The sequence below is a fragment of the Oscillibacter sp. genome (genome assembly GCF_032060045.1).
In the GTDB taxonomy this organism is placed as follows: domain Bacteria; phylum Bacillota; class Clostridia; order Oscillospirales; family Oscillospiraceae; genus Oscillibacter.
Window position 1 is genome coordinate 1 of sequence record NZ_DAMBZJ010000059.1, and the last position, 9,238, is coordinate 9,238.

9 protein-coding genes are annotated in these 9,238 nt (G+C 40.6%); 6 read left to right on the forward strand and 3 right to left on the reverse strand.

All coding sequences use genetic code 11. The features are described from left to right. Positions 1-449: 449 nt before the first annotated feature. Both RT018_RS15120 and RT018_RS15125 read left to right on the forward strand, forming a co-directional pair. Positions 450-1,061, forward strand: coding sequence for a helix-turn-helix domain-containing protein (locus RT018_RS15120; protein WP_312222000.1), 612 nt, complete (start codon positions 450-452; stop codon positions 1,059-1,061). A 149-nt stretch (positions 1,062-1,210) separates the two neighbouring features. Next, on the forward strand, positions 1,211-1,468 hold the full coding sequence (locus RT018_RS15125; protein ID WP_312222001.1) for a LysR family transcriptional regulator: 258 nt from the start codon (positions 1,211-1,213) through the stop codon (positions 1,466-1,468). Between the two features lie 201 nt (positions 1,469-1,669). On the opposite strand, the gene RT018_RS15130 is transcribed toward RT018_RS15125, so the two are convergent. From RT018_RS15130 to RT018_RS15140, 3 genes are read right to left on the reverse strand one after another with little or no spacing between them, the layout of a single operon-like run. Next, entirely contained in the window at positions 1,670-2,122 is a 453-nt protein-coding gene (locus tag RT018_RS15130) for a MarR family transcriptional regulator (protein ID WP_312222002.1), read from the reverse strand. 4 nt (positions 2,123-2,126) lie between these two features. Further along, complete coding sequence (locus tag RT018_RS15135) at positions 2,127-3,002, reverse strand: phytoene/squalene synthase family protein (protein WP_312222003.1); 876 nt, start codon at positions 3,000-3,002, stop codon at positions 2,127-2,129. A 17-nt stretch (positions 3,003-3,019) separates the two neighbouring features. Continuing rightward, entirely contained in the window at positions 3,020-4,525 is a 1,506-nt protein-coding gene (locus RT018_RS15140; RefSeq protein WP_312222004.1) for a phytoene desaturase family protein, read from the reverse strand. A 172-nt stretch (positions 4,526-4,697) separates the two neighbouring features. Between RT018_RS15140 and RT018_RS15145 the strand changes: the two genes are divergently transcribed. Genes RT018_RS15145 through RT018_RS15160 form a run of 4 tightly spaced genes read left to right on the forward strand, consistent with a single transcriptional unit; the run spans position 4,698 to position 9,205 of the window. Continuing rightward, positions 4,698-6,203, forward strand: coding sequence for a phytoene desaturase family protein (locus RT018_RS15145; RefSeq protein ID WP_312943153.1), 1,506 nt, complete (start codon positions 4,698-4,700; stop codon positions 6,201-6,203). Then, positions 6,204-7,580 carry an aldehyde dehydrogenase family protein gene (locus tag RT018_RS15150; RefSeq protein WP_312222005.1) on the forward strand — a complete coding sequence of 459 codons (1,377 nt, stop codon included), beginning with the start codon at positions 6,204-6,206 and terminating at the stop codon, positions 7,578-7,580. Positions 7,581-7,592: 12 nt separating this feature from the next. Continuing rightward, on the forward strand, positions 7,593-8,678 hold the full coding sequence (locus RT018_RS15155) for a glycosyltransferase family 2 protein (RefSeq protein ID WP_312222006.1): 1,086 nt from the start codon (positions 7,593-7,595) through the stop codon (positions 8,676-8,678). Positions 8,679-8,689: 11 nt separating this feature from the next. Beyond that, positions 8,690-9,205: a glycosyl-4,4'-diaponeurosporenoate acyltransferase gene (locus RT018_RS15160; protein WP_312247670.1), complete on the forward strand. Its 516-nt coding sequence runs from the start codon at positions 8,690-8,692 to the stop codon at positions 9,203-9,205. Positions 9,206-9,238: the final 33 nt, after the last annotated feature.

Genomic DNA, 9,238 nt, shown 5'->3' on the forward strand with positions numbered 1-9,238 from the left:
TTTTTCTATTATTCTACCTTATTTGATAGTAGATTTAAAACTTTGCAACAGAACCAAAAAGCCTATCCTACTCGCAATAGGATTGGCTTTTGTGTTTTGCTTGCAATAAGATACTTTCGTTTCGCAATTAAAGTATATCATGATTAATAGGGAATGGCAAAGGATGACAGGGAATTAAAATTGGAACCATTTTCTGGATACTTCTTTTCGTTTTCCAACACCTGCGAAAGTAGCAATTTATCAATCTGCTCCCCTGTCGGTAGTCCTGCGGATGGCAAAAACCATTCGTAAAAGTTACATTACAACATCTATGAGCATATTTACTATCTTCATAATAGACACCTGTCTATTATCGATAAATAAATCTTTTTTAAAGACCTTATACTTCCCTTTTATCTTTACTTTACTCTATAATATAGTAAAGTAAAGATAAAAGAGAGGGGATCCACATGTTAACCGTTTCCGAAGTGCTCACCATCCTCGAAAAGGAAGGCCTTACAAGTTCTAGACAAGTGGTCTTGCGTTGGATCCGTCAAGGAGACCTGCCGGCTGTACAAGAAACCAGAAAACTAGGCTATCAAGTGACGCAATTAGACCTCACTAAGTTTATCGCCAGGAAAAAAGAAGCAGATGCAAGCTCCGAATCCGACAAACAAATAACCGACGACTATCGAGCAGGCTACCAGGCCGCCATAAAAGATCTGTTGGAGAAAGCTATGGTGAGCGGGTCCGGAGACCTTTTTCTTTTCAGAAAAAATGCCAGTATCCCGATCCATTTAGCGGATTTCAAGGAAATGGCTGCAAGAAATTTCAGCACCGGGAAGAACAATCCCTTCTACCAAACCGCGATCAAGAATCTCTTTCACCCCTTCGGACGGAAGACGCCGGAGAACGTCATCTATGTGTATCCTTTGGGGGATTATTATAAGCTGGCCAATCTGATCGTCAGTAAAGAAGAATTGTCTGATTTCATGAAAGAGATGGATTTGGAAGGTGCCAGTCTTTCCGATGTTTTCGCAAACCTTTATCTTTACTATCTGACTTCAGGTAAAGTAAAGTAAGAAATCCTTCCATTGATTCAGACAAAAAGGTGTCTTCGGGACTCTTTTTCCTCCTATTCAGAAAAAACACTTCCGAAATAACGCATTTTGAGGCGATTTCAGATTTGGTTTGCCGGTAAGTCATCATTAAGAAATGAAAGGATGATTTCATGATTGATTATCATTACCAAACTTTCCTAGTTTTAGCTGATACCTTGGATTATGCAAAGACTGCTCAAGAACTCTGCTTGTCCAAACCAACGATCACGCAGCATATCCACTATCTCGAAACGGATTTGGAAGTGAAATTATTCCAGAATCAGGGCGGGAATTTGGTGCTGACGAAGAAGGGCCAATTACTGAAAAGCCGTTTAGTCATCATAAATGATCACATTGATGATTTATTACGACAACTAGCAACCAAATAACTCCTGAGTATTTAAAACAAACTGGCTTTGGTCATTATAAACATTTTTGTTTAACAAGATGCGGTATAATACTAGTATAGAATCTAGCTCGAAAGTGATAAGGAGGCAATAACAAGATGGACGTTCAATACAACGATCAGATGTATAGCTACAATACCTTATGGAATAATTCAGGTATATAGTCATAAGCTTAAACCTCCATTAATTTTTCTTGTTTATTGTGTCGAGCCGATTCTGTAAATTTAATAATTGTGCCATCAATTCGGGCAAGTCCATTCCGGCAAAATCACAAGACGTCAGCTCTTCCAGGATGGCTTGATTTATCTTTGGTTTGATCGCTTTTGCTTTAGCAGAGAGAAAAATTAGCATCGTTCTTTTATCAGTAGGATGCTGTTTATTTTCAATCCAGTCGTGTTCTTTCATTCTATTCAAAATAGGATTCAAAGTTCCGATTCCCATTCCTACTTGGCTTCCAATTGTCGTAATCGGCAGGCCATCATTATCCCATAAAGCCAATAAGACTAAATATTGCGGGAAAGTTAGCTGAACTATTTTCAGCGCCCGTCCGTACATTTTATTGATACCGTTTGAGGCCCGATAAAGCCGGAAGCATAGCTGCTCATTCAATGGTCGATCAAAAATCGACTCGTCCATACAATCACCGTTTCTTTAATATTTTCCGCGTCTCCAGAATTAACTCCATCATTCTTGCTTCAGGAACGTAATTTCGCTTACCGAGACAATCATAGTTATTTTTCCGAACGCTGTCCATTATACCACTATATAGCTTCGAAGAAACGAGAACAGGGAAACGACAATCACTGTCATAGTGATGGATGCTGTCCTCAAATGCCATGTAGCCACGGGTTGATTCTTCCGCTAGTTCTTCCCATAAAGCGATAAAATTCTTATCCGGACCGTTTTCGACATTCTGTGCTAAGTCGACCTGATAGCGGTTCAATAATTCAGTGGGTAAATAGACACGCTTATTCTCGCGATAATCTTCACCCACATCACGGAGTATATTCGTTATTTGCATGGCAATACCTAAGGAAACTGCACTTTCTTTCAAAGTTTCTGTTATCCCATTCTTAGCTGCCAAAATCGGCAATAACATCAAACCTACAGATCCCGCTACATAATAATTATAATCATTTAATGCATCCAAATTGGTAATTTCCTGAAAGTCCAAGTCACGTTTTTGCCCTTCCAATTGGTCATAAAAGGGAGAAGTGGTCATAGCGTAGCGATTGAAAACATCGCGTAAGGCACGCCACATTGGATGATTCGGTGTCTTACCCTTTTCGAATTCTTCCAGCTCTGCTTCCAAAATAGCAAGGTTCTCTTTCTTTAATGCAAGAGGCTTGTGCGCATCCACAGTATCATCCGCTTGACGGCAAAACGCGTAAATAGCATAAACAGCTCTTGCTTTTTCTTTCGGCAACTTGGAGAATGCCGTATAAAAGCTTTTAGAGGACGCTTTTATAACCTTTTCACAGTATGCGTAGTCTTTTTTCAGTTCTGTTTCAACCATCCCACTCACTCTTTCATTTATCTATTATCATCCACCATCAGTTCGTCAGCAGCAATTTTCCCAGATAACAACACAATCGGAACCCCTGCTCCCGGGTGAGTACTACTTCCTGTAAAGTAAAGATTCTCACACGCTTCCGCTTTCGCTTGCGGACGGAAGTGATTACTTTGCAGCAGGATTGGTTGCAAGCCGAAACATGCTCCGTTATAAGCATTGAATCGTTCTTGGAAATCAAGGGGTGTAATCATGCTCTCAGAGATAATTTCATTTTCGATATTACTCATTCCTGGCAAATCACTGGCAGCTTTCAAAGCTTTTTTACGATAGTAAGCGACCGTTTCAGGATCGTTCCAATCATAGTTCGCTGTTTCCAAATCAGATACAGGCATCAAGATATACAGCCCTTCTTTTCCTTCTGGTGCGACAGTCGGGTCAATCTTAGAAGCTGCAACGATATAAATAGAGGGGTCTTCGATAAACTCACCGGAGAAAACTTGCTCCAAGTTTTGGTCCAAGCTTTCTGAGAACACGAATGTATGTACATGTTCCAAGTCATCGTATTTGCGATCCATTCCTAAGTAAAGAATAAAGCAAGAACATGAATACTTCATTTTATCAATTTTCGCATCGGTATATTTTCCTTTTGCAGAAACATCTTTAACTAGATTCTTCATTGCATAAGGAAAATCTGCATTACATACCACGTAATTAGCGTGTTCAGCTTTTCCGTTTACCAATACACCCGTAGCATGGCCATTTTCAATTCTAATTTCATCTACTGGTGAATCGTAATGAATCTTTCCTCCTAATTCAATAAACGCGCGTTCCATTCCTTCGGCCATCTTATGCATACCGCCCTCGATGAACCAAATTCCATAAAGGAGCTCAATCATCGGAATAATCGTATAGAGAGAGGGGCCATTATTAGGGCTTACACCGATATACAATGTTTGGAACGTCAGCATTTGACGGATTTTTTCATCTTTAACAAATTTTGCAATCGAATCTGTAGCAGAATCAAACGTTTTTAATTGGAGAGCTTTTCGTATCATTGAAGGATTGTAAAAATCTCTCTTGTTGCGGAAGGGACGCTGTATAAAGCTGTCACGAGCCACAGAATAGCGCTCATAAATACTACTTAGATACTTCAAAAACCCAACTGCGTCTTCGGGATTTATGTCTTCCAGTGTCTTCATCAACTTTACCAAATCAGATGAAATATCAATACTTTCTGTTCCCTTGTGGAAGTAAGAACGATACATCGGGTCTAAACGTTTCATGGGAATATAGTCATCTGGATTTTTGCCTGCATATTCGAAAACTTCTCGGTAAAGCTCCGGCATCATCACGATGGTTGGTCCTAAATCAAACTTAAAACCATCCTTCTCAATTAGATGCATCTTCCCGCCAGGCAAGCTTTCTTTTTCATAAATTTCGACTGCATAGCCGTCTTTTTGCAAGCGGATTGCACTAGATAAGCCCGCCACGCCTGCTCCGACTACGATAACTTTTTTCTTCTCCATATTCACAACACCGTCTCTCTATTTGTTCTGACAAGACTATTATAGTTTATATCTTGTACGACGTAAACCCTTTTTTCTCATTTCTCAAAACAAAAGAAAACGTTTTACATCGCGCGCGATGTATGGTAAGATGAAGCTGATTCTTATGAACTTATACGCAGGAGGAAATAGCATGTCCCAAAATAAAACAGCTGTTGTCATCGGTGGGGGCCTTGGGGGCCTTTCCGTTGCGGTTTCACTCGCTCAAAAAGGTTTCCACGTTCAATTGTACGAAAAAAATTCACATTTAGGCGGAAAATTGAATCGTTTGAACACAGCGGGCTTTGGTTTTGATCTTGGCCCTTCTATTTTGACGATGAAACCTATTTTCGAAAAATTATTCAACACCAGCAATGTAAAAATGGACGACTATATTGAAACCGTTCGTGTCGATCACGAATGGCGCTCATTTTTCCCGGATGGAACCGTCTTGGATCTTTATGGTGATTTAGAGAAGATGTTGGTCTTAAATGACGACTTGTCAGAACAAGATATAGCCCAATACCGTGATTTTTTAGAATACGCACGCGGATTGTACGAAATAACGGAAGAAGGCTACTTCAAAGAAGGTCTTGATAATACAAGGGATGTCTTGAAGAACCATGGTTTAATCCATTCTTTTAAAGAATTCGATTTGCTAACAACGATGTATGATGCCATTGCCAAACGCATCCAAAATCAAAAGTTCCGGGATATGCTGGCTTATTTCATCAAATATGTAGGATCTTCTCCTTATGATGCACCTGCAGTCTTAAACATGATGATTTATATGCAGCACAAACAAGGCATCTGGTATGTACCGGGCGGGATGCATGGCATCGCAAACGGAATCGTGAAGCTTGGAGAAGAAATCGGCGTTCATTTCCATACAAACCAAGAAGTTGTGCGCTTAATAAGAAATGATGATCGAATCGAAGCAGCGGAATTAGCAGATGGTACCAGCGTAACCGCTGATTATTTCATTTCCAATATGGAAGTCATTCCCGCCTATGACAAACTTCTCAATGAAAAAGAATCATTCACCAAAAAACTAGAAGACAAATTTGAACCTGCAAGTTCTGGACTGGTTCTTCATCTCGGTGTAGAGGGTTCTTACCCACAATTGGCGCATCACAATTTCTTTTTCTCTGGTAATCCGGAGAAGAGTTTTGATCAAATTTTCCATAAACATGAATTACCGGATGACCCGACTATTTACCTGGTAAACGTTAATAAAACAGATGAAACACAAACCGTTCCGGGCCATGAAAACATTAAAGTCCTTCCGCATATTCCTTATATCCCGGATAAGCCGTTTACAAAAGAAGAATATGATGCTCTTGAAGAACGGGTTTTAATTAAATTGGAACGCATGGGATTAACAGATCTACGAAAAAGAACGGTCGTAAAAGATCGGTGGTTACCGGAAGATATTGAAAGAAATTATTATTCGCATCGTGGTGCAATTTACGGAACTGTTTCGAACCGCAAGAAGAACCGTGGCTTCAAGCATAGCAAAGAAAGTGAAAAGTATGAAAATCTTTATTTCGTAGGCGGAACGGTTAATCCTGGTGGTGGAATGCCAATGGTAACGTTAAGTGGGCAACAAGTAAGTGATAAGATTTATAAGAGAGAACAAATGAACAAACGAGGTGGTTAAGTGATTGAAGAAATCCAATTACTACAACGCGAACGCAGTCGCCACATTGGTGCGGAAGGTTTGGAGCATCGCCTTTATGCCCTTTCACAAATCAAACGTCTTTTAACCGAACATGAAGAAGAGTGGTTGGCGGCCCTGAAAGCAGACCTCCATAAACATCCTGTAGAAGCCTACGCTTCTGAAATAAGTGTTTTGTTAAATGAAATTGCCCACATGGAAAAAATGTTACCTTCTTGGTTGAAGCCTCTTTCCAAGGAGAGGCTCTTACTGTCGGGAAGAGATAAAGTTGTGACAGTAAGAAAACCATATGGGAGCGTCTTAATAATAGCCCCTTGGAATTACCCGCTCCAACTTGCTCTAATGCCAGCAATAGGCGCACTTGCCGGAGGAAACGGTGTGGTCTTAAAACCATCCGAATCGGCTCCAGCAACGAGTCGCCTTTTACAGCAGCTAGTTCCTGCTTATTTCCCTAAAAAAGTCTTTCATGTAGTAACCGGTGACCGTGAAGTTGGGGAAAAGCTGACTTCATTACAATGGGACTTTATCTTTTTCACCGGGAGTCCCGAGACAGGGCAAAAAGTATATGAGGACGCTGCACGTCATCTAACACCGGTTCTATTGGAATTAGGCGGAAAAAACCCCTGTATTATCGATCACTCAGGGATTTCGGAAACTGCTATAAAAAAAATAATCTGGGGTAAATTTTTAAATGCCGGTCAGAGTTGTATCGCTCCCGACACGGTGTACGTTCCCCGTGAACAACTGGAAGATGTTCTGGAAATGATGAAAGAACAAATCCGCACCTTTTACGGTGAAAATCCCCAGTTTTCTGAGAGTTACGGACGTATCATTCATAGAGAGCACTATGATAAGATCCTGACGTTTATGACGGACGGTCGCGTTTATTACGGCGGTGATGCATCAGCCGATGATTGTTATATCGGCCCTACCTTACTGGTAGATTTGATTTCGGGGAGTCCGATTTGCACAGAGGAAATATTTGGTCCTCTTTTGCCTGTTATACCCTATGACTCAGTTGACGATGTAATAAAAACATTGCAGGCCTTGCCCGCTCCACTTTGTACGTACATCTTCAGCAAGAGCCAAGAAACGCAGAGTAAAATAGCGGACGAGGTTCAAAGCGGAGCTGTCAGCATCAATGAAGTTATGCTACACGCGGTGAATCCGTTCTTAGCTTTTGGCGGAGCTGGCAAAAGTGGGTTGGGGAAATACCATGGTGAAGCGAGCTTTGAAGCCTTTACACAACCGCGTCCCGTCTATTCCAAACAAACACCCTTTTTACTGTCCAAACAATTTCCCCCTTATTCAAAAGCAACATTATTAGCCTTAAGAAGATTACGCAGAAAAATTTTCTAAGGAGGGAGCACAATGGTCTATATTTATTACTTTATTCTCGTCCTTTCAATCGCTGGCGGCTGGGCAATGCTCTGGCATGCTCCCAAGCTGACTCAACAAGAAGATATACAAAAACAAAAAAAACAGGTATCGATTATTATACCTGCTCGTAATGAAGAAAAGAACATATCTATTCTACTGGCTTCACTTCAAAAACAATCGTATAAACCGCTTGAAATTTTAGTTGTAGATGATTATTCCCATGACCAAACCGCGCGAATCGCCCGTGAATACGGTGCAACGGTGATTCAAGTCCAAAAAGATGATCGCGAATGGTTTGGTAAAGCTGCCGCTTGTTGGTATGGCACCCAATCCGCAGCTGGTGATACATTCTTGTTTTTGGATGCTGATATTTTTTTCCCAAATTCGAATAGCTTAGCGCGGATGATTGCTAATTTCAAGGAAGAGACCGTTCTTTCTATTCAACCTTATCACACCATCCATAAAAGCTATGAGAATCTTTCAGTTATCTTTAACATTTTGGTTCTGGCAGGTATGAATCAGTTTTCTATCTTAGGTAGACGTCTGCCGACTGCCGGTGCGTTTGGTCCTACTTTGCTCTGTTCAAGCAGTACATATTTTCAAGTTGGTGGACATAAGAGAGTGCGTCATAATATTATGGAGAACATCGCATTGGGGCAGCGATTTATCGAACAGGAATTTCCGGTCCAGCTCTATTCTGGTAAAAATGTTCTGCATTTTCGCATGTATCCGGGTGGAATCGCGCACCTTTTCGAAGGTTGGTCAAAAAGTTTCGCTTCCGGTTCAGTCGCCACGCATCCCTTCATTATGATTTGTAGCGGCCTATGGATTACAGGTGCTTTTCTTTCTGGATTTTATTTAATTCTTTCCGGTTTTCAACTACTAGCATGGGTCGGTTACTTTGCCTTCTTTCTTTCCTTTTTAAGAATGGCGCGCATCGCAGGCAATTTTTCTATTTTATTATCATTTCTTTACCCGTTATTATTTTTATACTTCGTCTGCGTGTTTGTCTGGTCCGCAATCAAGACTTTTGTTTTGAAAAGTGTTTCTTGGAAAGGGAGAAAAATTGAATTATAGGAGGTACGGATATGCTAATCGACTTACCACTTCATTGGATTATTTTTTTGGATATTATGGCCTGGTTTGTCTTTCATATGGGTATTTCTCTTTGGTGCATGAAGATTCCCGATACTTGGTATGCGCAGACCGAATCTATCTTTCAAACATTCGCTTGGGAAGAAAAGGGGGAACTATGGCAACGACTCTTTCGGATTAAAGAATGGAAAAGAAAGTTGCCCGAGGGATCCAGTATTATGAAAAGTTCTTATAATAAAAAACAGCTACAAGGAACAGATAAGCAGACATTTGAAAAATTCATCATCGAGACAAAACGCGCGGAACTGACACACTGGCTCTTAATTCCGCCAGCATCTGTATTCTTTATCTGGAATCCCCTTTGGGCAGGAATCGTAATGATTCTATATGCATGTGTCGTCAATATCCCGTTCATTCTTATCCAGCGTTATAATCGTCCGCGGTTGGAGAGGGTTAAAGAACGAAAACAAAAAATAAATAGCTCAAATGGTTCTGTTGCAAAGTTTTAAATAAAGAATAAAATCCCTTACGGTATCTATGAT